This is a genomic window from Streptomyces sp. NPDC088747, from assembly GCF_044751025.1.
Classification (GTDB): domain Bacteria; phylum Actinomycetota; class Actinomycetes; order Streptomycetales; family Streptomycetaceae; genus Streptomyces.
Genome location: NZ_JBIVKZ010000018.1, coordinates 109,119 through 133,241, shown reverse-complemented (window position 1 = coordinate 133,241; position 24,123 = coordinate 109,119). Strand labels below are relative to the sequence as shown.

The 24,123-nt window shown below is 69.7% G+C and carries 22 protein-coding genes; 10 read left to right on the top strand and 12 right to left on the bottom strand.

Going from position 1 to position 24,123, the window contains the following annotated elements:
* The first annotated feature begins 77 nt into the window (after positions 1-77).
* Entirely contained in the window at positions 78-1,307 is a 1,230-nt protein-coding gene (locus ACIP79_RS33815) for an MFS transporter (protein WP_401229533.1), read from the top strand.
* Between the two features lie 21 nt (positions 1,308-1,328).
* On the opposite strand, the gene ACIP79_RS33810 is transcribed toward ACIP79_RS33815, so the two are convergent.
* Positions 1,329-2,204, bottom strand: coding sequence for a GNAT family N-acetyltransferase (locus tag ACIP79_RS33810; RefSeq protein ID WP_401229530.1), 876 nt, complete (start codon positions 2,202-2,204; stop codon positions 1,329-1,331).
* Positions 2,205-2,599: 395 nt separating this feature from the next.
* On the opposite strand from ACIP79_RS33810, the gene ACIP79_RS33805 reads away from it, so the two are divergent.
* Entirely contained in the window at positions 2,600-2,839 is a 240-nt protein-coding gene (locus ACIP79_RS33805; protein WP_401229528.1) for a hypothetical protein, read from the top strand.
* An 878-nt stretch (positions 2,840-3,717) separates the two neighbouring features.
* On the opposite strand, the gene ACIP79_RS33800 is transcribed toward ACIP79_RS33805, so the two are convergent.
* The 5 genes from ACIP79_RS33800 to ACIP79_RS33780 all read right to left on the bottom strand — a co-directional run bounded on the left by ACIP79_RS33800 (position 3,718) and on the right by ACIP79_RS33780 (position 10,084).
* Positions 3,718-4,605, bottom strand: coding sequence for a hypothetical protein (locus ACIP79_RS33800; protein ID WP_401229525.1), 888 nt, complete (start codon positions 4,603-4,605; stop codon positions 3,718-3,720).
* Between the two features lie 654 nt (positions 4,606-5,259).
* Positions 5,260-5,769 carry a hypothetical protein gene (locus tag ACIP79_RS33795; RefSeq protein ID WP_401229522.1) on the bottom strand — a complete coding sequence of 170 codons (510 nt, stop codon included), beginning with the start codon at positions 5,767-5,769 and terminating at the stop codon, positions 5,260-5,262.
* A gap of 462 nt (positions 5,770-6,231) precedes the next feature.
* The gene (locus ACIP79_RS33790; RefSeq protein WP_401229519.1) at positions 6,232-7,284 is read right to left on the bottom strand and encodes an AAA family ATPase; all 1,053 of its coding nucleotides are present in this window, start codon (positions 7,282-7,284) and stop codon (positions 6,232-6,234) included.
* Positions 7,281-9,335, bottom strand: coding sequence for a Mu transposase C-terminal domain-containing protein (locus tag ACIP79_RS33785; RefSeq protein WP_401229516.1), 2,055 nt, complete (start codon positions 9,333-9,335; stop codon positions 7,281-7,283). Before ACIP79_RS33785 ends, ACIP79_RS33790 begins: the two co-directional genes overlap by 4 nt.
* Entirely contained in the window at positions 9,332-10,084 is a 753-nt protein-coding gene (locus ACIP79_RS33780) for a TnsA-like heteromeric transposase endonuclease subunit (RefSeq protein ID WP_401229512.1), read from the bottom strand. Before ACIP79_RS33780 ends, ACIP79_RS33785 begins: the two co-directional genes overlap by 4 nt.
* 176 nt (positions 10,085-10,260) lie before the next feature.
* Here ACIP79_RS33780 and ACIP79_RS33775 point away from each other — a divergent pair, with 176 nt between their 5' ends.
* From ACIP79_RS33775 to ACIP79_RS33760, 4 genes are all read left to right on the top strand, one after another.
* Positions 10,261-10,785, top strand: coding sequence for a hypothetical protein (locus ACIP79_RS33775; protein ID WP_401229509.1), 525 nt, complete (start codon positions 10,261-10,263; stop codon positions 10,783-10,785).
* Positions 10,786-10,969: 184 nt separating this feature from the next.
* Positions 10,970-11,548 carry a helix-turn-helix domain-containing protein gene (locus ACIP79_RS33770; RefSeq protein WP_401229506.1) on the top strand — a complete coding sequence of 193 codons (579 nt, stop codon included), beginning with the start codon at positions 10,970-10,972 and terminating at the stop codon, positions 11,546-11,548.
* A 110-nt stretch (positions 11,549-11,658) separates the two neighbouring features.
* Positions 11,659-12,303, top strand: a complete 645-nt coding sequence (locus ACIP79_RS33765) for a hypothetical protein (protein WP_401229503.1) — start codon at positions 11,659-11,661, stop codon at positions 12,301-12,303.
* Positions 12,304-12,463: 160 nt separating this feature from the next.
* The gene (locus tag ACIP79_RS33760) at positions 12,464-12,802 is read left to right on the top strand and encodes a DUF2516 family protein (RefSeq protein ID WP_383680675.1); all 339 of its coding nucleotides are present in this window, start codon (positions 12,464-12,466) and stop codon (positions 12,800-12,802) included.
* A gap of 196 nt (positions 12,803-12,998) precedes the next feature.
* On the opposite strand, the gene ACIP79_RS33755 is transcribed toward ACIP79_RS33760, so the two are convergent.
* The 3 genes from ACIP79_RS33755 to ACIP79_RS33745 all read right to left on the bottom strand — a co-directional run bounded on the left by ACIP79_RS33755 (position 12,999) and on the right by ACIP79_RS33745 (position 16,880).
* Positions 12,999-14,333, bottom strand: a complete 1,335-nt coding sequence (locus ACIP79_RS33755; RefSeq protein ID WP_401229500.1) for a PP2C family protein-serine/threonine phosphatase — start codon at positions 14,331-14,333, stop codon at positions 12,999-13,001.
* Between the two features lie 301 nt (positions 14,334-14,634).
* Entirely contained in the window at positions 14,635-15,774 is a 1,140-nt protein-coding gene (locus tag ACIP79_RS33750; protein WP_401229497.1) for an NlpC/P60 family protein, read from the bottom strand.
* A gap of 260 nt (positions 15,775-16,034) precedes the next feature.
* Entirely contained in the window at positions 16,035-16,880 is an 846-nt protein-coding gene (locus tag ACIP79_RS33745; RefSeq protein WP_401229494.1) for a class I SAM-dependent methyltransferase, read from the bottom strand.
* A 228-nt stretch (positions 16,881-17,108) separates the two neighbouring features.
* Between ACIP79_RS33745 and mshA the strand changes: the two genes are divergently transcribed.
* From mshA to ACIP79_RS33730, 3 genes are all read left to right on the top strand, one after another.
* Complete coding sequence (gene mshA / locus ACIP79_RS33740; protein ID WP_401229491.1) at positions 17,109-18,443, top strand: D-inositol-3-phosphate glycosyltransferase; 1,335 nt, start codon at positions 17,109-17,111, stop codon at positions 18,441-18,443.
* Positions 18,436-18,969: a YbjN domain-containing protein gene (locus ACIP79_RS33735; protein WP_401229488.1), complete on the top strand. Its 534-nt coding sequence runs from the start codon at positions 18,436-18,438 to the stop codon at positions 18,967-18,969. The genes mshA and ACIP79_RS33735 overlap by 8 nt, the downstream gene beginning before the upstream one ends.
* A 205-nt stretch (positions 18,970-19,174) precedes the next feature.
* Positions 19,175-20,923: a glycosyl hydrolase family 28-related protein gene (locus ACIP79_RS33730; RefSeq protein ID WP_401229485.1), complete on the top strand. Its 1,749-nt coding sequence runs from the start codon at positions 19,175-19,177 to the stop codon at positions 20,921-20,923.
* A 1-nt stretch (position 20,924) separates the two neighbouring features.
* Here ACIP79_RS33730 and ACIP79_RS33725 read toward each other — a convergent pair whose 3' ends face one another.
* Complete coding sequence (locus ACIP79_RS33725) at positions 20,925-21,737, bottom strand: AraC family transcriptional regulator (protein WP_401229482.1); 813 nt, start codon at positions 21,735-21,737, stop codon at positions 20,925-20,927.
* Between ACIP79_RS33725 and ACIP79_RS33720 the strand changes: the two genes are divergently transcribed.
* Positions 21,736-22,221: a DUF2000 family protein gene (locus ACIP79_RS33720; RefSeq protein ID WP_401229479.1), complete on the top strand. Its 486-nt coding sequence runs from the start codon at positions 21,736-21,738 to the stop codon at positions 22,219-22,221. The genes ACIP79_RS33725 and ACIP79_RS33720 overlap by 2 nt on opposite strands.
* A 168-nt stretch (positions 22,222-22,389) precedes the next feature.
* On the opposite strand, the gene ACIP79_RS33715 is transcribed toward ACIP79_RS33720, so the two are convergent.
* Positions 22,390-23,343 (bottom strand): N-acetylmuramoyl-L-alanine amidase, encoded by a 954-nt coding sequence (locus ACIP79_RS33715; protein WP_401229476.1) that lies wholly within the window; start codon positions 23,341-23,343, stop codon positions 22,390-22,392.
* 180 nt (positions 23,344-23,523) lie between these two features.
* Positions 23,524-24,006 (bottom strand): hypothetical protein, encoded by a 483-nt coding sequence (locus tag ACIP79_RS33710; RefSeq protein WP_401229474.1) that lies wholly within the window; start codon positions 24,004-24,006, stop codon positions 23,524-23,526.
* Between the last annotated feature and the right edge of the window lie 117 nt (positions 24,007-24,123).

The following is a 24,123-nucleotide window of genomic DNA, read 5'->3' as shown; positions in this document are numbered from 1 at the left end:
TGCCCAATTGTTTCTCCGATTCGGTCCTGGCTGATTCTGGATCATTCGGAAGGCGTGCCCCCGTAAGGTGCCTCCCCGTGACAGTCTCCTCAGTCGAGGCGCCGCTCTGGCGCGACCGGCAGTTCGTCCTGCTCGCCTCGGCGCGGGTCCTCTCCGTGCTGGGAAACGGCTTCGCGCGGGTGGCGCTCGCGTTCGCGGTGCTCGCGCTGCCGGGGGCCGGACCCGGTCGGTTGTCGCTGGTGCTGGCCTGCCAGGCGTTGCCGCAACTGGTGTTCATCCTGGCGGGCGGGGTGATCGCGGACCGGATGTCCCGGTCGGGGCTGATGGTCCTGGCGGACGTCATGGGGGCCGGGGCGTACACCGGACTGGCCGTCATGGTGCTGACCGGCCACGCACCGCTGGTGGCGATGTGCCTGCTGGCGGTGGTGGCCGGATCGGCGACGGCCCTGTTCGCCCCGGCGCTGGACGGTCTCGTACCGCTGATCGTGCCGTTGGACCGCCTGCAGCGGGCCAACGGACTGCTGCGGGTGGGCACCAACAGCTCACTGCTGCTGGGTCTGGCGCTGTCCGGGGTGACCGTGGCCCTGGTGGGCGCGGGCTGGGCGCTCGCGCTCAACGCCGCTTCCTTCGTCGTCAGCGCGGTACTGACGGTCCGGCTGCGGGTGGCCGCGCGGCCTCGCAAGAAGGCGTCGGGGTGGTCTGAACTGCGGGAGGGCTGGCAGGAGTTCGCCTCCCGGCAGTGGCTGTGGGTGGTGGTCGCCCAGTACTCGGTCGTGATCGCTGTGACCAACGCCAACGTCGGGGTCCTCGGCCCGCTGACGGCCGAGCGGCACCTCGGCGGTGCGCGGGCGTGGTCGGTCATCGTGGCGGCTCAGGCCGTGGGTACCGTCGCCGGAGCAGGACTTGCCTCCCGTGTGCGGGTGAGGCACCCCGTCCGAGTGGCCGTCCTCTGCACCTTTCCGGCCGCCGTGCCGATCGCCCTGCTCGGCGCCGAAGCCCCGGTGTGGCTGATCTCGGCGGCCATGTTCGGCGCGGGTGTCGCCGGAGACTTCTTCGGCGTGCTCTGGGCCACCACGATCCAACAGGAGATCCCGGAACGGCTCCTGTCCCGCGTCAGCTCCTACGACTGGTTCGGCTCCCTGGCGCTGGCCCCGCTCGGCCTGCTGTTCGCCGGCCCCCTGGCCGCCACCCTGGGCACCCGCCGAACCCTGGCCGGCTGCGCGACCCTCCTCACCCTGGCCACCACGGCGGCCCTCCTCTCGCCCCAGGTGCGCAACCTCCGCACCGACGGGGAGGGAAGGAGTTGAGCGCCGGTGTCGACGACAAGGTCAGTTGGTCGTGGTCGTGGTCGTGAAGTCATACACGGAGCATTCCGCGAGGGGGACGAACCCGATTCGCTGGTAGAGGGCGTTGCTGGTGGGGTTGGCCGGATTGGCGTGCAGTACGACGTCGGTGGCGCCCGCGGCCAGGGCGGCCCGGCTCACCTCGACCGTCGCGGCACCCGCGTAGCCGTGACCGCGCAGGTGGGCCGGGGTGTAGACGGGGTCCACCTGGACCACGCCGGACACCGTCGGGTTCACGCCCGCGACGGAGACGGGTGTGCCGTCCGGGGTCTCCCAGAACGTGTAGCGCTTGTCGGCGAAGCGGGTGCCGGCCCAGGAGCCGGCGTCGATGGTGACGACTTCCCCCACGTCCGTGGCGAACCTCCGTATCCAGCTCATGAGTTGCTCCTGGTCCCGCTCGCCCACCGGCCGGCCCCGGCCCGGTGGGACCGGCTGCGGTGGGGTGAGCGTGCCGAGGCGGTACAGCCGGATGCGGGTGCGGAGCGACGGCGTCGCGCCGGTGTGCCGCTGCCAGGCCTCGGCGAAAGCGGTGGCGGTGTCGAGGGTCGCGCTGACGTACGGGAGCGAGTGCCCGAGGGCGGCCAGGTGTGCGGCGAGGGCGTCGGCCCCCTCGGGGGTGAGGGGGGTGAGGCCCAGGCCGAGGGACGGCAGCCGGTGCAGGGTGGCGAGGACCTCACCCTCCCGCTCCAGCCGCCCGAAGAGGGGCGCCTGAGTGCCGTACGACGCCGCCCCGCGGGTCCGCAGCCTCTCTATCGCCGTCAACTGCGTGACATGCAGGGCGGGCCGCGACCGCACGAAGTCTCCGGCCCGGGCGAGAAAGTCGTCGACGTCTTCGGTGAGGTACCAGCCATCGGGTCGCATGCCCGATGATCTCCCACGCCGCACCTACGACCAGCGGGTTTGCGCCAGGGCGAGGCTGCCGTGCCTTCTCATCGTCGGTCGGGCCTCCAGTGGGGCCTCCGCGCCGGGAAGGTGGCGATCGCCCTCGTGTCCGTTCCGAGTAGAAGTAAACAGACATTGAGAGCCTGACCAGGCAGTTTTCACTTCCGGTGGGACACTGCGGTGCACGGGAGTTCCACTCAAACTGCTCTCCGGTGTCGTTGCCGAGTTCCGGCGTCAGGCGTCCCGTTTGACTTGATCAGACGCGGTGGCTCTGACCTGTTCCTTTTCAATCATCCTGGGACGCCCGTTGTCGCGATCTCCCTGTGTAGGGGGTGCGTTCGTATTGCTGCGGGCAGACGGACAGGTAGCGCTCCGTGAACAAGATCGAACAGCAGGAGTGGAACCGGGAGGGGGCGTTGGCCTGCTCGGACACGACGACCGATCCGCCCGGGGTCGAGGTCGGCAGCTCCGGCTCCAGGGAGGCTGGCGGGATGCGGTCAGGGTGCGGCTCGTACATCATGGTGCGCACCATGACCGTCCTTCAGTTACCGTCGCCGGCTCAACTGGGCGCGCGCGGCAGTACGGGTTCGGTTGCGCTCGGGACTGCCCCCTGAGAGGAAACAGCCCGAGGGTTAGAAGAGGAGTCCTTTGGCGTTGGTGAGGAAGAAGGGGTGTCCCTCTCCACGACCAACCAGAGCACCGTCAGGATGGCGATGCCCACCAGGAGCGCGGCACCCAGCTTCGGGTCCTTGTAGGCGCAGTACACCCCAAGCCCGGCGAGGGTCAGTGCAACGACCACGAAAAGAGTCATCGCTGCTCCCCCCGCCGTACAGCAGCGGACGGCCGCGCGTCTGACGCAGCCAGAAGCAATGCACCCGATGTAGCGGTATATCCCGTTTGAGGGCTGATCCAGCTCGACGCCGGGGCGTCGAGGAGCTTAGTCTCGGGAATGTCTTTGATGGTTCTTCTCCTGGTCTTGAGATCCAACTCGTTCAGGCGAGGACTGTCGGACTACGCGGGCGGCTCCCTGTTGGCGCAGGGGGCCGCTCTGTTTTTGCCTCCAGGTGATCGAGGGCTGTCGGACTACGCGGCGACCAGAAACCCGTTGGCGCGGTCGCTGTCGGTGGGTGATTCCGACAGCGCTGTTGCTGGTCAAGGAGAAGCCTACGCAGTCGCTCCCGAGCCGTTGTAAACGTGCAGGGGACCACACCGCTCGTGAGTGACCGTCAAATATGCTTCTACCTGCGGATTTACCGCCCCGGACGGTCCGTCAGGGTGTGTGCGAGGCGCCTGTCACGGCACCTACAAAGGGCGGTGATTTTCACCCTTCAGGGGTCCTCGACCTCTTCTCGGGACCGGGAGCCTCGACACGTGAGCACGCTTCTTGTGTGACCGCGATCACTGATCCAGAACCAGGAGGTCAGCGTCCTCGCTGAGCGAGGCGGCGTCCGGAGCCGAGGCACGGGCGGACAAGGCGGCACAGGGCCGCGTGTCATCCCTCCTCCTTGTTCATCGCTGTGTTCGGCGCGGCGGACGCGCCCGCCTGACTGTCGGCGTCGACTCCCGGAGTCAGCAGCGCGAGCTGCTCGGCCTCCAAGCGTTCGATCTCCGACTTGCTCAGGTTGATGTTGAACGGCTTGACCAACTGGTAGGTGTGCACCCACTCGTAGCCGCGCATGGTGCGCGTGTTCACCACCTCGTCGGTCCCGGCCTTCACCAGCAGCTCGTGGCGCAGCAGCTCCTCGATGCCCCGCGCCATCGTGTGGCGGCCCAGTCCCAACGCCCTGGCGCCGCGGGTGTCCTGCGGGAGGGTGAAGGTCTCTCTCCGCCTGCTCATCGCGGCCAGCAGGACGGCCTTGCCGGGCATCTCCAGCTTCCGGTGCCAGCCCTCGCGCCAGTATGCGAAGGGGACCCGGAAGTAGACATCGCCCTTGGCGCCGGTGGGAGCGGTGTAGGGCAGCGAGATGTCCCCGACCAGTCCGCACTCTCGGCGCTTGACGATGCGCTTCAGATGGCCGTGCTGCTGCCGCTCGATCAGGCCCAGCTTCTCCAGGTGCTGCCACTGCCGCGAGACGGCTACGCTCGCGTTCCGGTCGGGGAGCATGTAGATGCCGGCCGCCCGCCCCCAGAGCTGCGAGCGCTCGGTGACGCCGTAGTCGCCGCCGGTGGTGACGGCGTAGACCAGCAGCAGCAGCTCCAGGGCGTGGGGGGCCCGCAGTAGCTTGGACAGGGGACCCGGCCCGGTGGTCGGCTCCCCGAGCAGACCTTCGATGCGGGTCTGGATGAACTCCCGGCGGATCGGGAAGACGTCGTCGTGTCGCTGGGAGCGCCGCAGCAGGTACTCGATCGACTCCTCGTGGGTCATCACCCGCTCGGTCATGGCCTTGCTCCCTCCGTCGGCACCCCGACGGTGCCCCCGCGAAGAGGATGCCCCCAACTGTGCGCTCCGGCCGAACGCCGCCCACTCGTCCCGCGCACCCTCTTCACCGGTGCCGGAGGAAGTGATAGAGCCAAGACTACCTAGGACCCCCGTATAGGGCCGTGTGCGCCGAAACAGCAGGTCATTGTGCAGCAACACTGAATCTGTGCGTATTTCTGGCACACAAGGTTGCAGTCTGAGAACCCATTGACTGCGTAGATCCGAGTCAGAGAGTGAACTGGAAACGCATCGGCCCTAGCCGAGCAACCCCGGCCCGGGTGCGGCCGCCCTCCAGGTGCTGGCCCCACTCAAGGGCGGACCGGAACCCGGACGGGTCCCGGCCGGGGAGACCACCCAACAGCGGCGACCCCGCCGACCCATCAGGCTCGGTCTTGGCTGGAGAGGAGTCGACGGCACCCGCCGGGCGAGACGTCTCGCCCGGCTTGCCCTCGGGGTGCCCCTCATGGTGTCGGCCCTCGCGGATCGGTCGTCGTGTCCGAGTAGGCCAACGCCCCGTCCCGGTTGCACTCCTACCGTTCGACCCGTTCGATCTTGTTCACGGAGCGCTATATGTCCGTCTGCCGCAGCAATACGAGCGCACCCCCGTGTATGTGCTCAGCCTGTGGGCACCCGGCCACGGGGGTCGACCCAGCGGAACAAGGCATCGTGGTGGAAAGAGCTGGCACGACTGGCAGGGCTGAAGAGGCGGCCTCCCCGGCTGGGCCGAAGCGTGGTGACTCCGAGCCGGTGGGCTGCTTCCGCGAACACGGCGTCGATCGCGTTCTTGTGTGCCTCGGGAGTGACTTCCTGGCTGGCGGGGATGCGCTGGACTCGCCAGTTCTCATCCCCGATGAGGCCGAGCATCGTGACGAACTCCGGGTAGGTCGCAATGAATTCATAATCCCTGACTCTTCGGCGGACCAGGTTCGAGTACTCGGGTTGTCGAGGAGCCGGTGGGATCTGGGCCAGCCGGGATCGCCAGCGCTTTTGCAGCTCCGGCTGGGCCCAGGTGACGAACCAGCCCTGGATGAGCCGCGACGCTTCAGCCGTCGCCGTGGCGAGGGTTCCAGAAAGACGGTGGGCCAACCGGAGGTGCTTCTTCTGTGCGGTGATCAGCTCCGGCAAGTGGCCGATCGGATAGTGATGTGCCGAGTCAAGCCAGACTTTGTGCCGGTGACACAGGCGCAGTGAGTGCGGTAAGTGTGCCAGGACGGTTTCGGAGATCCCGTAACGGCTGCGCATGCACTGTGGGCAGGGGACGTAGTAGCGGCGGCGGACACGGACGTCTGTGTCTGCGGCTCGGGCCTCGGCGTCAGCGATGGCAGGGAGGCGGTCTCGGAGCTCGTTTTCGGTGAGGCCGGTCATGATCGAGAAACGGGGGAGGGCCTGCGCCGGCCAGTGCCAGAGTGCGTCCGTCCTCCGGTCGATCATGGTCCCGGTGCAGGGAAAGAGTGTCAGTCCGATTCGTCCGGGCAAGGTGTGGTTGGCCTTGGCGAGCCGGTGCAGATACCAGCCCAGGACCTCTCCGCGGACTGGTGGCAACGGGACGGGCAGGAGTCGAGCGGGCTCCTCCCAAGGCTCCATGGCTCAGGCGGCCTTCGGCTTGCGGCTGGTTCGGCCGGAGGGTGCTTTCGGCTGGGACTGCTGCGCGGTGTGGTCCAGTTCGATCGAGTCCAGCAAGCGCTTGGTGATCTTCTCGGAACCTGTGTCGATGGCAGCGATCGCGGCCTCGCGGATTAGCTGGGACAGGCTGCCGATCAGGCCGCTGGTGCGGTCGTGCAGATAGGCGTCGAGGGCCAGCAGGGCCTCGGGCTTGTGGCGGTCGAGCCGCAGCGAGCTTTCCATGGTGGCGATCAGAGCCTGCCACTGTTCACGGTCAGCACGGCTGCGGCGGCCGAATGCCTTAGAAGGGATGACGCTGTAGCGACCGGAGATCTGCTGGCCTCGGACGCCCTGGAACAGAGTGCTGGTCTCGACGTTGAGCCCCGCCAGGACGAAGGTCGCGGCGATCCGTTCAGAGAGATATTTGAGCTGGTCGGAGGCTTCGGCTCCGCTGCGGGTCGTCAGATCGAGATTGTGGATCTCATCGACCAGGACAAGGACTGTACCCAGTCTGCCCAGCAGGTCACAGACAGCGTTGGTGATCTGGACCTGGCTCATGCGGTAGTGCAGAGGGATACCGAGGAAACGGGCGAACTCGCCCGCGAGGATCTTGGGGGTGGCGGCTGGCGGGACGGTCACGAAAACCACCGGTAGAGCCGGGCCGGTGCCAGGACTGCGACGCCGGACGAGCTGTTCGACGTTCTTGCCCAGCTGCGTGATCGCGGTTGTCTTTCCGGTGCCGGAAGTGCCGGACACGATGAGCCCGCGACGCGCGGAAACCTGGTGTCGGTTGAGCAGGATGCGTGTGCGGCCCGTCGTGACCACCTTCCGGATCGTCGGGGTCGCGACTACTACGGAACGCGTGTGGTAGTCGATCCGGATCTCCTGGTAGGACTCCAACTCATCTGCGTCCAGGCTCACTCCAGGGGGCAGAGGCGAAGGCGGCTCAAGGTTTTCGTCGACGAACGCCCGCCATCCCTCTTTGGTGGTCAGAGTCGCGTACGGGTTCTTGATGAGACCTGACGCTTGATCGGTCACAGGCGGCTCCCGTCGGTGAAGGCGTCGAAGACGCCGAAGGGGATGACGGTCGACTGGCTGTCCCCACCTGTGTCTTCGTCCTCGCAGTCCGGCTCGACCGACGGCGAGGGCGGCAGGGCAGAGACTGGCCGGGCGGGCTCCAGGGCTGCCCGAGTACGGGCCGCGATCCGCCGGTCGGGGCCGGACTCGGCCCGGGTCAGCAACTGCTCGACGACGGCCGCGATGGCGGCCTGGTCGGTGCCGTCCATGGCGCGCAGTGACAGCAGTTCGCGGGCTCTGCGCCAGGTGAAGTCCGCGAACGGCGCTGAGACCAGGTGCCGGTGGGTCCAGTGGGCGGTGATCCACTGTCCGGTGCGGGCGTCACGTACCCAGACCTGGGCCAGGTCGTAGGGGTCGTAGTGGACTTCCCAGAGACCGCCTTTCGTGTCGACGCCGGACGGGCGTCGACGTAGCGGACTCAACTCCCCGCTGTTGTAGGTGCGGTGGTCGATGCGGATGCCGTAGTCGTTGACGGACCGCCAGACCACCGGCAGCAGCTCCAGGTAGTCCTCTCCACTCAGGGGCAGGGGAAGGTAGCCGGTCCTGGAGACCAGCAGGGCGTACGCATCGTTGGGCGACATCGCCCGACGCGGCAGGAACGGACTGCGCAACCCCTCGTGTGGCCGCTGCTGCCAGCAGGCCACGATCCACTCCTGGAGCAGGTCGTCCAGCTCCGCGAGCGTCCATACCGCCTCAATCTGGGCCCCGCGACGAGTCACGTTTGAGCCTGTGTAACCGGCGACGTGCTGGCAGAACAAGGTGTTGATGGACGAGAACGTCCGCTCCACTACCCCCTTGTCCGTCGGCGTCGCAGGCCGCGACGGCTGGACGGAGATACCCAGCGACCGGCAGGCCGACACGAAGGTCTCGGACACGAACACCTTGCCGTGGTCGATGCCGATGGTCTCCGGAACGATCACCGGTTTCGCAGCCGCCCGTTCCAGCCGTGCATCGACGCCCAGCAGCCGGGCGTGCGGAATGAGCGTCGCCGACAGTGCCAGAGCATCGGCCCAGCTCGGTCGCATCGGCTCCGGGACCAGCATCTTCGCCAGCAGCAGGGACGCGTCCACCGCCTTCGTGCCCGCTGGCCGCAGCACCGCGGCGCAGATCGTCCGCGTCGCCAGGTCGACACCGATCGTCAGCTCAGCCCGGCCCGTCACCCCGTCGTCCAGGACGACCATCACGTCCAGCGGCGTGGTGTCGATCTGCACCATCTCGCCCGGCCGGCAGGCCGCGGATGGCGTGAACACCCCCTGCGGACGACGGGCCTGCGACCGGCGAGAAGTCGCCTCACCGAAGGCATGCGTTCCCTCGCTCATCACCTCAACCAAGCGGTAGAACGCCGACTTCGACGGCAGCGGGACCACCGATGGCCCGTGCTTCTCGGCCAGCAGAGCCTCCACCCGGCGCCGGAGCCGGCCCCGGGTGCCCGTGGACTCATCCGCCTGCGCGGCCAGCACCTCCGCGACCGCCGAGACCACTCGTTCATCGGCCCGCCCGGTCGGAGAGGACAGACGGGTCTTGCGGTGATCCACGAGCCCCCAGAGCCCTTGCTCGCGGTAGCGCTTGCGCATCCGGCGGACCGTGACCGCACTCACCTTCCAGCCCAGCGCGCTCAACTCGGCTGCCTTCGCCGTCTCACGCTCCTGAAGTGTGCGTGCCGCCGGGTCGTACTCAGGTCGCGGAGCGGTATCCGCGCTGGCATCCACGGGCCTGCCGAACTCCACCTCGGTCACATGCCGTTCCCAAGCGGCGGCCCTGTCCGCCTCCTGTTTCGGCACCACGTCCAAGAGCGCGAACGGAGGCATCCGGGGTGGTCCCTCGCCCTGGTCGACGAACTCGAATCCGTCGGCCGCCAGCAGATGCGCCAGCAGGATCAGGCTCGCCGTGCCCGCCTCATCGACCAACCGCACCGTCGTTCCCGATAGCCCCACCACCGTGTGCAGTTGGTCATCCAGCCGGAGCCGGTCCCCGACACGCAAGGCAGCCCGCAGCACCGGACGTCCGGTCACCGCCCCTCCACCCGCGACACCAGCGTCGTATCCGTCAGCGGACGCGACAGATCCGCCCCCAGCCGCCCCTGCCAGAGCAGATGAAAGACCACCGGCAGCACCGCGATCGGATCACCCGCCAGCGAAGCCTGCCCCACCAGGGGCGACGGCACCGAGAACAGCGCCAGCAGCCGTTCCACCATGCCCTCCGCGACACCGTGCCGAGGGTGCCTGTAGCCCGCCAGCCAGCGGACATTCACCATCCGGACCGCATCCACTTCGCCGACCACCCGATAGCCCCACCCGGCGCTTGCGCAGGCCGCCCGCGTGGCCGCGAACTTCGCCGCCGACCGCGGATCGATCCGGTCCAGCGGGCGGCAGTCCACCACCAGGCGCCGCCCGTCCTCGAACCGCGCGAAATAGTCCGGAGCATGAGAGACCCGCTTGCCCCGCTCGTCCTCCCAGAACAGCCAGAACGGCTGCGACAACAGCCCGGTGACCTCCGGCGTGAAGTCCAGCAGCATCGCATGATCCCGCTCCAGCCAGGACTCAAACCCCACATGCCCGCCGGTCGTCGCCGACCAGTACAGCCCCGGGAAATGCCGCTGCCCCCGATACGACGGGAATCCCCGAACGGGAAGCCCCGCCTCGAACTCAACACCCGAAGTCTCGAACAGCGGCACCCGGTGGTCACCACCGGCGTCCCGCCACCCGATCTCGAAACCATCCCTATGTGATGGTGCTGATGCCCCCTGCTCATGCAGCCGCATGAAGGCAACTGTGCAGGTCTGCCGGGACTGAGCAGGTCGAACGGGACTAAACCCCCCATGCGAGCGAACCGGGGGCAGGACCGAAGTGCCGGACCTATCGGTTCCAAACCTGCCGCACTTGTCAGTGCTCCCCGGCAGGATGGCGTCAGGAAAGCGACTGATCCAGGAGAGAAAGCATGGCCACAAGCGGGTTCAAGATTAACAAGCAAGGCATCAGGAAGATGATGCAGGAGATCCAGCGAGAGATGGACAAGCATCCGGTCACGGCAAAGGTGGAAGCTGACACGTCGGGCGTGTCCTTCGGGGGCGGCAATGTCTTCAACGGGCCCGTGATTTACGGAGACCTCAACGGTGCCCAGCTCGCCTGGGGCAACTCCACCGTCAATCAGACGCAGAACCAGGAGCGACAGCAGATCGCGCCGGGGTTCGAAGCCATCGCCCAGGCCGTCGTTGACGCCTTGAGGGAGCTGCCCACGATGGGCGTCTCTGAAGAGGACATCGAAGACGCGGCTGTGGTCGGAGAGGAGATCCTGAACGAGGTCGTCCAGGCGGAGCCCAGTCGAGGGAAGGTCCGCCGAGCTGTGGCAGCCCTCAAGGGATACTTCGCGCCCATTGCCACAGGTGCTGTGACCGCAGGTGCCGTTGTCGGCTCCGAGGAGACGGCCAGGGCTGTCATCGAACGCCTTACTGCCGCTCTCTGAGGTGAGGTGTGCCGTCAGAACCTCTGGGACTCGATCACTTCACTGATCAGTTCCAGATGGAACGGTCATCTCTACCGGGAACGGACAACAGAGACAGGACACCGACTGAGCCTCCTGGGTGGTGTGGCGCACTTTTGCAAGCGGGTGCTTGCAATTGTTAGCAGGGGTGGGGCAAGGTGGAGGCATGGCTTCGCTCAACGTCGGCAATCTTGGTGAGTATCTGCGCGAGCAGCGGCGCAACGCGCAGCTCTCGTTGCGGCAGCTTGCCGAGGCCGCCGGGGTGTCCAATCCGTATCTGAGCCAGATCGAGCGCGGGCTGCGCAAGCCGAGCGCGGAGGTGTTGCAGCAGGTCGCCAAGGCGCTGCGGATCTCCGCCGAGACGCTGTACGTGCGGGCCGGCATCCTCGACGCCGAGCGGGACCGGGACGAGGTCGAGACGCGCGCCGTCATCCTCGCCGATCCCACGCTGAACGAGCGGCAGAAGCAGGTGCTGCTCCAGATCTACGAGTCCTTCCGCAAGGAGAACGGGTTCGAGATCACCCGGCTGGACGAGGACGATCAGGGCATTGGCGCCGAAGTGCGGCACGCTGACGTGCGGCACACCGACGTACGCCCGGGTCACCAGATCGATGAGGACAGCGATCGGGGCACCGGTCAGGACGTAGCGGATGCCGGGCATTCGCGGAGCACGACGGACACCGCTGTCCGTGGCTCCGTCACGACCGACGGCAGTGACGCCGATCCGCAGCAGACCGCCAGTTGACGAGGACGACCAGCAACACGAACACCGCCGTACGCGGTACCGCCGACACGCCGGTTCCGCCGCGGACTACCCAAACCCTCAGCTGAACGCGAATCCGGGAGGACCATCGCATGGCCATCACCGACGACATCCGCAAGGCCGCCACGGACCCGACCCCGCTCTACTTCCTCGCCGGCACGGCCGAGCTGGCCGTTCAGCAGGCCAGGAAGGTGCCCGGGCTTGTGGAGCAGATCCGTGTCGAGGCGCCGTCGCGGATCGAGACGGTCCGCAGCTTCGACCCGAACGCCGCCCAGGAGAAGGCCGCCTCCCGTGCCAAGGAGGCGCAGGAGACCATCCAGTCCAGGGTGACGGAGTTCATCAGCACGCTCGACACCGACCTGAAGAAGATCGGTGAGTCCGCTCAGGACCTCGCTCTGCGCAGCGTCGGCGTCGCCGCCGAGTACGCCGTGAAGGCCCGCGAGGCGTACGAGAAGGTCGCCGAGCAGGGCGAGCAGGCCGTGAAGACCTGGCGTGGCGAGGCCGCCGAGGAGATCGAGGAGCTGGCGATCGTCGTCGAGCCCTCGGCCGAGCCGGGCGAGGGCTCGATCAAGGAAACGCCGAAGCCCGTCGTGCCGAAGCCGGTCGCCAAGCCGGTCGCGCCGAAGCCCGTCGCTGTCGTGGCCGAGCCCGCCCCGGCCAAGAAGCCCGTGGCCAAGAAGGCCCCGGCCGCCAAGAAGACGACCGCCGCGAAGAAGACCACTCCTCCCGCGAAGTAGGCGGAAACGGCCGTGTCGGCGAGCGGCGGCGCCCAGGCGGGCGCCGCGTCGGCGGGCGGCCGGGTCAAGGCGAGGACAACGGGCCGGGCACTCTCAGAGTTCCCGGCCCGTTCTGCGGGTACGGTGGCGTAGAGACGACTCGAATCGGGCGGTGGGCATTGTGCTGTTGACGGCATTCAGCGGCTTCATGTCGGTGATTTTCCTTGGCATTCTGGTGCTCGCCGTGGTGGCACTGGTGATGGCAGCAGTGGCCCGCGACGACGCGTACCGCGCCGCTGACAAGCAGAACAAGATGTTCTGGCTGATCATCCTGGGAGTCACGGTCGCCGTGAACCTCCTGGTTCCGATGATCTTCCTGCAGATCGCCGGCCTGGTCGCCACGATCGTCTTCTTCGTGGACGTACGCCCCGCGATCCGCCAGGTCTCCGGCGGTGGCGGCGGTCGCCGCGGCGGAAGCAGCAGCGACGGCCCGTACGGCCCCTACAACGGCGGCCGGTAGACACACCCAGGTCGGCCCCCGCAGCCCCGGCTCGGCTCCCGCGGCTCCGGCTCCGTGCGCCTAGCGACGGCTTCCATAGGCCGACCACGACCGTGCCCCGAGCGGCCCGCGCACTCCCGCACACCACGCCCGGGACCGCCCGGGACCGCCCGGAACCGACCGAGATCAACGACTACCGCCACCGCTACCGCCACCGCTACGGCATACGCTCCAGCATCAGCACCGCCACGTCGTCCGTGAGCTCCCCGCCGTTGAGTTCGCGCACCTCGCTCACCGCCGCGCGCAGCAGTTCCTCGCCCTGGAGTCCCTGGGCGAGCTGGCGGCGGACCATGTCCACCATGCCGTCCTGGCCGAGCCGCTCCTTGCCCGGACCGATGCGGCCCTCGATCAGGCCGTCGGTGTAGAGCATCAGACTCCACGCGCCGCCCAGCTCCACCTGCTGGCGTGGCCAGCGGGCGCCGGGCAGCAGGCCGAGCGCCGGGCCGCCGTTCTCGTACGGCAGCAGCTGGGCGGGTCTGCCGGGGCGGGCGATCAGCGGGGACGGGTGGCCGGCCAGGCAGAGCCCGGCGCGGCGGCCGTCCGGCGAGATGTCCACCGTGCAGAGCGTCGCGAAGATCTCCTCGCTGTCGCGCTCGTGCTCCAGGACCTGCTGGAGGGTGGAGAGCAGTTCGTCGCCGCACAGCCCCGCGAACGTCAGCGCCCGCCAGGCGATGCGCAGCTCCACGCCGAGCGCCGCCTCGTCGGGCCCGTGCCCGCAGACGTCGCCGATCATCGCGTGCACGGTGCCGTCGGCGGTGCGGACGGTGTCGTAGAAGTCGCCGCCGAGCAGGGCCCGGGAGCGGCCGGGGCGGTAGCGCGCGGCGAAGCGGAGCGAGGAGCCCTCCAGGAGCGGCGTGGGCAGGAGCCCTCGCTCCAGGCGGGCGTTCTCCTGCGCGCGCAGCCGGGACTCGGTGAGGCGCCGCTCGGCCCTGTCGGAGCGTTTGCGCTCCACCGCGTAACGGATCGCGCGGCTCAGCAGCCGGGCGTCCAGCTCGTCGCGGAACAGGTAGTCCTGGGCGCCGACGCGCACCGCCTCCGTGCCGCGCTCGGTGTCGCCGGACGCGGTGAGCGCGAGGACGGCGTGCCGGGGCGCGAGCCGCAGGACGTGCTTGAGGGTGCCGAGTTCGTCGTCGGGCTCGGCGGTCCGGGCCGCGGACGGCAGCGCGAGGTCGAGGAGGACGCAGTGGACGTCGTCGGTGAGCAGGCGCTCGGCCTCGGTGAGGTTGCGGGCGCTGCGGACCCGGATCGGCCTGCCGGTGGCGTCCAGCATGTCGGGCACGCTGAGGGAGCCGGCCGGGTCGTTCTCGATGACCAGCAGGGTCAGGTGGGCCGTGGCGGCACTGTCGGCCGGGGTCGCGGCGGCGGTCGCGGATCCCGGCCCGGCGGAGCCGCCGGGTTCGATTCCGGGTGGGCCGCCGGGTGAGAACGCGTCCGGAGCCGGACCACTCTCCACGGCCGGGATCGCTCTCTGCCGCGGTACGGGTACGGGCATCGTCTGGGTTCCTTCCCTCCCCCCGAGGGCGTGGTGGAGCGAAGTGCTCGCACCACCGACCGGGACCATAGCGTCAGCGGGTGCCGAAACGGAATGGTGTGCCGCCCGGGGTCTGGCAAACAGCCACCGTCATATGCCGCATCCTGTAACGCACTTGGACACGACTGGGCTTCCCCAGGGATGACGAAGGTCACGTCCCCAAGGTTGCGGGGAGAGGGTAACCGTGCGCTGTGTCACGTGGGGCAGGTCACGCCCGGCGGGGCAATTGGGACAAGTCGGTGCGCGGGGGGTGCGGAGTGCCTCACGCGTCGGGCCGTACGACCCCCAGGATCGGCATCGAACCGGCCCCGGCGATCGTCACCGTCCGTCCGGGCCTGGGGGCGTGCACGATGGCGCCGTCGCCTATGTACATCGCGACATGGCTGGCGTCGGCGAAGTAGATGATCAGGTCACCGGGGAGCATGTCCCGCACGTCGACGCGGGTGAGCTGCTTCCACTGCTCCTGGGAGGTGCGCGGAATCCCGCCTCCGGCGGCGGCCCAGGCCTGTGAGGTCAGCCCCGAGCAGTCGTAGGACCTCGGGCCCTCGGCGCCCCACACGTACGGCTTGCCTATCTGCGCGGTCGCGTACGCCACCGCCTTCTTTCCCTGCGCGGAGGCCTTGCCGTCGCCCGTCGGGGCGAAGCCCGAGTTCAGCCAGGCCGCCTGTGCCTGGTAGGCGGCTTCCTCCTCCAACTGCGCCAGCCGCTCCTTCTCCTCCTTCTCCAGCCTGGACTCGAGCTTCCGCGCGGCGGCGATCCGCTGCTTGATCTTCTTCTTCGCGTCGGCCTCGGCCTTGCGGTGGGTCTCCAGCTCGGTCCACTGCGCGGAGGCGTCCTTCGCGTACTGCTCCAAGTCCTGCTGGGTGCGCGTCATCTCGGCGAACAGTCCGGTGGCCGCGTGCTGGCCCTGGCGTACGCGGCCCGCGCCGTCCAGGAAGTCCTGCGGGTCGTCGCTCAGCCACAGCCGGGCCTCGGGCGGCAGCCCGCCGCCGCGGTACTGCTCGCGCGCGGCGGCGCCCGCGAGGTCCCTCAAGTCGTCCAGCTTCTCCTGGCCCTTGACGATCTCCTGGGCCAGCCCGACGATCTGCGCGGACTGCTGTCTGGCCTGCTCCTCCGCCGCGTTGTACGCGTCCGTGGCCACCGACGCGTCGTGGTAGAGGGTGTCCAGCTTCTTGCGGACCGCCTCAAGTTCCCTGCCGCTCGCGGACGTCGGCGTCGCGGAGGGGGGCAGCGACAGGTCCGGGGTCGTGGTCGGAGCCGAGGTCGGTGTCGGAACCGAGGTCGGTGTCGGATCCGGGCTGGCGTACGCCGTGCCGGGTGCCGCCAGCACCGCGCAGGCACAGGCGCACGCGCAGGCCAGGGCCATGGCCGTCGTGGTCAGGCTCCGCTTGCCGGATCCCATGTCCCCGCCCCCAAGCTGATGGACCGTCAGTAACTTACGGGTGCCTGGGGGATCGTGCCATGTCGGCGCTCAACACGACAGAGGCGGGCAATGACTCCCTCCCCTCCCCGGCGGCACGATCTCCGTCTCCCGCGGAACGTTCTCCGTCCCCTGCGAAACGATTTCCGTCCCCCGCGGAACGATCTCCCGGCATGTGTGACGAACGGCTCACGCCCCGCGTTCCCCAGGAGGTCGGGTCACTCCCAACGTTCCCTCGGGGTTCATGTCGTGCGCGGCGCCAACGCCTCCCAGCGCAGCGTCACTTCACCCTGTCGCCAGCGGGAGGCGCCGTCCGTGACCGGCCAGTCGGCCGTCAGATCACGGACCGTCCGTATCCAGCGCTGCCGGGCGCCGTACGAGGCGTAGGGCGCGGCGGCGGCCCAGGCGCGGTCGAAGTCGCGCAGGAAGGCGTGCACGGGCTCGCCCGGAACGTTGCGGTGGATGAGGGACTTCGGGAGACGCTCGGCCAGGTCGGAGGGGCGGTCCAGGGAGCCCAGCCGGGTGGCGAAGGTGACCGTGCGCGGCCCCTCGGGGCCGAGGGCGACCCAGACGTGCCGGCGCCCGATCTCGTCACAGGTGCCCTCGACCAGCAGCCCGCCCCGCGACCCCCTCGACGGGTCCGCCGGCGCGAGCCGCGCGCACAGCCGCTGCCAGACCCCGGCGACCTGCTCCTCGTCGTACTGGCGCAGCACGTTCGCCGCGCGGATGAGCCAGGGGCGGCCCGGCACCGGGACCTCGAAGCCGCCGTGCAGGAAGACGAGCCCCTCGCGCTCGTACGGCCTGGCGGCCGCGACCCGGGCCGGTTCGATCTCGACGCCCACCACGCGGGTGCGGGGAGCGACGGTGCGCAGGCGCTGGAGCAGCTCGACCGCGGTCCAGGGCGCGGCGCCGTAACCGAGGTCGACGGCGATGGCGATGGGGTCGGGCTCGGGCTCGGGGCCGGTGGCGCGCCGCAGCTCGGCTCCGTGCGTCGCCGCGATCCAGCGGTCCATACGGCGCAGGCGGTTGGGGTTCGTGGTCCCGCGCGTCACCGTTCCCACGGGGCGGGACGCTGCGCGGGCTGTCATGCGTACGAGGGTATGCGGGCCAGGAGGAGGCCGCGCGAGCCTGTGGATAACCCCAGCCGGTGTCCAGGACGGCCTGCACAACGTAAACGATCATCGAACGGTTGATCGATCCGCGGTAATGATTCGGCAAAATGGAAATGGAGCGGACCGGTCCGGCGTTCTGGGTGTTCGGAGGGTGTCCCACATCCTCCGACAGGCATGCCCGTTCGCAGCGAGGAGGAACGCCACGTGAGCCAATACATCACCCGGCTCGGGCTTCGCTCCCCGGCGGGGTCTCGGCTCAGGCTGCACCGCAGGGCCCGCCGGGTCGCGATGCTCTCCGTGCACACCTCGCCCCTGCACCAGCCCGGCACCGGCGACGCGGGCGGTATGAACGTCTACATGGTGGAGCTCGCCCAGCGGCTCGCCGCGATCAACATCGAGGTCGAGATCTTCACCCGCGCGACCACCGCGGCCCTCCCGCCGACGGTGGAGCTCGCCCCCGGTGTCCTCGTACGCCACGTCGACGCCGGCCCTTACGAGGGCCTCGCCAAGGAAGAGCTCCCTGCCCAGCTGTGCGCCTTCACGCACGGTGTCATGCAGGCCTGGGCGGGTCACCGCCCCGGCTACTACGACCTCGTGCACTCCCACTACTGGCTCTCCGGCCAGGTCGGCTGGCTCGCCGCCGAACGCTGGGGCGCCCCCCTGGTGCACGCGATGCACACCATGGCCAAGGTCAAGAACGCCGCGCTCGCCGAGGACGACACCCCCGAGCCCGCCGCCCGCGTCATCGGCGAGACACAGATCGTGCGCGCCGCCGACCGCCTCATCGCCAACACCGCCGAAGAGGCCGACGAGCTCGTACGCCACTACGAGGCCGATCGCCGCAGGGTCGCCGTCGTCCACCCGGGCGTCAACCTCGACCGCTTCCGCCCCGCCGACGGCCGCGCCGCCGCCCGCGCCCGCCTCGGACTCCCGCAGGACGCCATGATCCCGCTCTTCGCCGGCCGCATACAGCCGCTGAAGGCCCCCGACGTGCTGCTGCGCGCGGTCGCCGTCCTGCTCGACGAGCGCCCCGACCTGCGCTCCAGGATCGTCGTCCCCGTGGTGGGCGGCCCCAGCGGCAGCGGCCTCGCCAAGCCCGAGGGGCTCCAGAAGCTCGCCGCGCGGCTCGGCGTCGCCGACGTCGTCCGATTCCGGCCCCCCGTCGGTCAGGACGAGCTCGCGGACTGGTTCCGCGCGGCGTCGGTGCTGGTCATGCCCTCGTACAGCGAGTCGTTCGGACTGGTGGCCGTCGAGGCGCAGGCGACCGGCACGCCGGTGATCGCGGCCGCGGTCGGCGGACTCCCCGTCGCCGTGCGCGACCAGGAGACCGGTTTCCTGGTGAAGGGACACGATCCCGCCGCCTACGCGCGCGTGCTGCGCGAGTTCGCGGACAACGGCGAACTGTCCGCCAGGCTCGGCGCCGCCGCCGCCCGGCACGCGCGGGGCTTCGGCTGGGACACCGCGGCGGCGGCCACGGCGGACGTCTACACGGCCGCGGTCCAGGAACACAGGCGTCGCGTACGCTCCCACCATGGCTGACGACGCTCCCCCCACGGCTGACGTACGGCAGGCGGCACAGGTCGTCGAGGGGTTCCTCAAGGACGCCGAACTCGACTGGGAGAGCCCGGCACCCGGCAACTACGTGGTGAAGCTCCCGGGCACCCGCAAGCTGTCGACGACCCTCTCGCTGATCGTCGGAAAACACTCGCTGTCCCTCAACGCCTTCGTGATCCGCCACCCCGACGAGAACGAACCCGCCGTCCACCGCTGGCTCCTTGAGCGCAACCTCAAGCTGTACGGCGTGGGTTACGCGGTCGACGCCCTCGGCGACATCTACGTGGCCGGGAAGCTGCCGCTGGCCTCGGTCGCGCCGGACGAGATCGACCGCCTGCTCGGCTCGGTCCTGGAGGCGGCGGACGGCTCCTTCAACACCCTCCTGGAGCTCGGTTTCGCCTCCGCGATCCGCAAGGAGTACGCGTGGCGGGTGTCCCGCGGCGAATCGACCCGCAACCTGGACGCGTTCACCCACCTGACCGAGCGCCCCTCCACCGGTCCCGGCAACTGACCTTCCCCGCTCGCCGATTAACCCCCGCACACCCTCTTCCCCGCCCGGGGTCGCCGTGGCATGCTCACGGCCGACGCGGACATGAACTTCGTTCACATTCATAGACATCGGGAAGAGTCGGCCTCGGTAGGGGCCGACGAGATGAACCGACGGGATGAGCGGGATCAGCGGAAGCCGACGGAAGTCGACGGAAGGCGGGCGGGGCATGAGCAACGGACACGTGGACATCAGCAGACGCGGCCTGCTCGGCGGCGCGATCGCCGTCACGGCCGTCGCCGTGACCGGCGAAGCGGCGGCGGCCACCCGGACGGGCACTCCGGGTACAGGCACCCCGGGGACGGGCACTTCGGGTACGGGCACTCCGGGGGCAGGCGCCCCAGGGACGGCCACCCCGGGCCAGGTCCCCGCACTCTGGCGGGAGTTCGCCCGCACCCCCTTCACCCACCCGCAGATCCCCTACGTCGGCAGGGCCGGCTACCGCTCCGGGGCGGCGCGCTTCCCCCGTCGCCCCGTGGTGGCCGACGTCCGCGACCACGGAGCCGTGGCGGACGACGGCAGCACGGACTGCGCCCCCGCGATCAACCGTGCCATCGCTGCTGCCGGCAGGGCCGGCGGTGGCACGGTTCTCATCCCGCCCGGCACCTTCCGCATCGACGACCTGATCCACGTCGGGTACTCGAACGTCGTCCTGCGCGGCGCGGGCAGTGGCCGTACGAAGCTGTACGCGACCAGGAACCTCACCGAGCTGATCGGCGTCTACGGCTCCCGCTACGGCGGCGACAAGTCGTCCTGGTCCTGGGCGGGCGGCCTGGTCTGGCTCTGCCCGACGGATCGTTTCGCCACCCTGACGACCGCCATCAGGGCGAAGGCGTGGCCCTTCGAGGGCTGGACCGGCAACAAGCGCGACGAGTGGCGGACGCTGACGACCCTCGCACCCGCGCGCCAGGGCTCCCGGACGGTGCGGGTGGCGGACCCGGGGAAGCTGAAGCCAGGCCAACTCGTCCTCCTTCGCCTCGCCGACGACGCCGACCACACCCTCCTGGAGCACATGTCGGGCGGCGGCCCGGCCGCCGAGGCGTACCTCTGGGACGACAAGACGAAGCTGACGAGTTACGTCCCCTACGAGTGGCCCGTACGCGTCGCGCGCGTGCGGGGCGACAGGGTCACCCTGGAGCGCCCGCTCCCGCTGGACGTGCGCCCCGAATGGGACCCGCGCCTCACCACCCTCGCCGAACCGCTGACGGGCTCAGGCGTCGAGGGCCTCACCCTGGAGGCGGTGGAGACCCCGCAGAGCCCGCACCTCCTCGACAAGGGCCACAATGGCGTCATCTTCCAGTGCGCGTACGACTGCTGGGCCGACGACGTGGTCGTACGCCATGTGGACAACGGTTTCGGCCTGGTCGCCGCCTCCGCCTGCACCCTGCGCCGCACACGGGTGGCGGGCCGCGGCGCGCACCACCCGTACTTCTGCCGGGAGGGCTCGCACGACAACCTCGTCGAGGACTTCACGGTCGAGCAGCGCACGGCCCCGGCGCCTGCAGGCACCCAGCTCCACGGCATCAACGTGGAGGGCCTCTCCTCGTACAACGTCTGGTCCCGCGGCGACATGCGGATGGGCACCTTCGACTCGCACCGCGGGCTGCCGTTCGCCAACGTGCGCACCGACATCACGGTCGACAACACCGGCCAGCACGGCGGGGACTACTCGGCGGGCCCCCTCTTCGGCGCCCGCTTCACCCACTGGAACATCCGCGTCACCAACTCCCGCGCCGGCCTGATGAAGATCGACGGCCTCGCGCCGTACAGCGCCACCGTCGGCATCAACGAGGTGACGGAGTTCGGCCAGATCGACGTCCCCGACTTCACCGGCGACCTCCACACCCGCCTGGAGCTGTACGGCACGACGGACGCCGTACGCCCGCGCAACCTGTACGACGCTCAGCGCGACCTGTAGGTCACCGGCCGGCACCGCCCCGCGCGTACCGCCCCGGTGGCACCCCCACCAGCTTCCTGAAGTGGCGGGTGAGGTGGGACTGGTCGAAGAAGCCGGTCTCCGGGGCCACCTCGCCCGGCGGCCGTCCGTCGAGCAGCAGGCGGCGGGCGCGTTCGACGCGGCGGGACATCAGGTACTGGTGCGGGGCGATCCCGAAGGCCGCGCTGAACGCCCGGACCAGGTGGGCGGGGTGTGCCTGGAGGAGCTGGGCGGCCTCCTCCAGGGCGACACCCTCGACGATCCTCGCGTCGAGGAGGTCGCGCAGCCGGTCGGCGAGGGCGCGGTCGGGCCGTACCGGCTCCTGGAGCGGCCGGGGCCGCAGATGCCCGCGCAGCCGCTCGCCCACCAGCGTCAGCCTGCTCTCGGCCTCCAGTTCGTCCCCGGGGTGCGCGAGGGCCGCGTGCAGTTGCCCGACCCGCCGTCGCAGCACAGGATCCACCAGGTCCGGCCCGTCCACCGCGGGCCCGATGAGGCTCTCGTCGAGCCGGCTCAGGTCCAGATACAGGACGCGCTTGCGGAAACCGTGCTCGGTGACCGGGGAGCCGTTGTGCGGGACGTACGGCGGGAGCAGCGAGACCGTGTCGTGCGGCGTGCCGTGCTCGTGCCGGTCGAGGTCGTACCGTACGGCCCCGTCGTCGACGATCAGCAGCGTCCACGCGTCGTGCACGTGCATCGGGTACGCGTACTCCGTGTAGTGGGCGTGGAACACCTCCACGACGCCCGGGATGCCCGGGCGCCATGCGGAGATCTCCCGCTGGGGACGCACAGAGGCCATGCAAAGAACGTACAAGACGATGTCGTACCGCGGTCGGCAGTCTCGAGGCATGAACGACTCGACCCCTGAACCCATCCGCTTCGACACCAAGATCGCCGTCCTGCTGCGGGACGACCTGGAGCCCTGGCAACGACTCAATGTGACCGCGTTCCTGGTCAGCGGCCTGGGAACGGAGGTTCCCGAGGTGGTCGGCGAGCCGTACGTCGACGCGGACGACGTCGCCTACCTGCCGATGTTCCGCCAGCCGGTGCTGATCTTCGAGGGCTCGAAGGAGACCCTGACCGCCGCGCACGGCAAGGCCGTCGCACGGGCGCTGCCGCGGGCCCTCTTCACCTCGGACCTGTTCGCCACCGGCAACGACCGGGACAACCGCGCGGCCGTACGGGCCGTGCCGACCGGGCAGCTGGATCTCGTGGGCCTCGCGGTCCACGGGCCGCGGAACGCGGTGGACAAGGTGTTGAAGGGGGCATGGATGCATCCGTGACCAGGGTGTATCCGGGGGGCCAGGGCCGCGTACCGGGGGGGCTTGGGCCGCGTATCCGGGGGTGCCGGGCGGTCCCGCTCCGCCCGCCCCGCTGATTCCGCCCTCTGTCCTGCCCTGCTCTGCCCTGTGCTGTCCTGCCCTGTGCTGTTCAGCCCGCTCGGCTCCGCCTCAGGCGACGACCTCGAACAGCCCCGACTGGGAGCCGAGTTTGGCGAGGGAGATCTTGCCGGGGATGCCGTTGGCGTCGTCGCCCGCGTAGCCGAGGTGGCGCTGCCACTTGGCGTACGCGGCGATGGTCGTGGAGCCGAAGGACCCGTCGCCCGCGTAGGTCTTGGCGAGATAGCCGAGCTTGACCAGCGCGGCCTCGGTGAGGTTCGTGCCCGCCATGTAGCTGACGTGGCCCTGCTTGGCGGCGGGGTCCTTCTTCGCCGCGCCGATCAGCCGGGACAGATCGACGCGGGGCTTGGACGCGCTGCCGGTGCCGGGCTTGGTCGGCTTGGTGGTGCCCGGCTTGGCCGGGGTGGCCTTGACCGGCGTGTCCGCGAGCCGCTTCCGCACGTCGGCCCGGAAGTCGTCCATGTCGAAACTGGGGTCGATCTTGCCCGGCTGGACCTCCTTGTGCCCGGCGATCGACTTCTCCGTCCAGCCGTGCGCCCGGCACAGGGCCGCCGCCCACAGCACGGCCCTGCGGTACTGCGCGTCCGGGTAGGGGTCCTTGCCGTTGCCGAGGTTCTCGATCTCCAGGCCGTACAGGACGTCGTTGCCGTCGGCGTTGGCCTGGTTGTCGTGTGGAAGCGGGGTCTCCGCACGGAGCGCGTTGAGCACGTCGAGGTCGACGGAACCGGCGTGGTTGGCGCGGCCGTGGCCGATCAGCCACAGACCGTCGGTCTTGCCCAGCCAGGCGTGGCAGAGCGGGCCGGGGAGGTCGGACCTGCCCTTGTAGCAGAGCTCTTTGTCGTTGTGGCCCGCGGTGTGGTGGATCAGCACGCCGATCACGGGGCCGAACTTCTTGCCCGTCGCCGAGTCCCTGTTGTGGGTCTTCCATCCGGCGTGCTCATGGACGGTGAGACCTTCGGTCTTCAACGCGGCGAGGGTCGCGGCCGCGGTCAGAGGTGTGGCCATTGCTCTGGTCCTTTCGATCGGCGTGGTCAGCAGGCAGTAGGCGGTAGGCAGCAGGGGCCAGCCGGCGGTCGGCGGGTGCGGGCCTGCCTCCGAGCCGGCAATTGGTCGCCCTTCAAAGGGAGTTGAGGCACCTTTGCCTGCGACCAGGGCGGTGTCGCGCCCCGCTCAGCATGGCTGAACCTATGCGTTTCGCGGGGCGAAACCGGCCCACTGACCCTCCGTGGGGTGATGGGTCGCCAGCCACACACCGCGACCCGCGGCCCACAGCACCAGCCCGGCCACCGCCGGCGCCATGACGAGAATGACCAGCCCGGCACCGATGTTGGCGCCGACCACGCCGGCCGTCAGCACCCGCCAGCCCGCCCCGACCAGCAGCCCGGCCATGACCAGCGGCGTCAGCACTCCCCACCAGCGCTTGTCCAGGCCCCCGCCGGTCTGCGAGGCGCGTATCAGCAGCGCCGTGCAGACTCCCGCCAGCAGCAGCGCACCGGCGCCGAGCGCGGTCTCCACGCCGCTCGAAATGTCCAACGGCTGGTAGGCGTAGTCGAGTTGCGACGCCGGAACCTCTGTGGCGTCCTGCCGGCCCAGCAGGCCCCACGTGGCGACCGGTACGGCCGCGACCAGGGCGGTGGCGGCGGTCAGAAGCGTTCCTCGGTTTGTCATGGGTCCAGCGTGGCGGCACGGTGGGTGGCGGACATGAGCACGCGTACTCATCCCGCCGGGGGCGGCGGGCTCAGGTGCGGCGGTCGTACGTCGTACACCGTTGTCGCGGACGGTCGT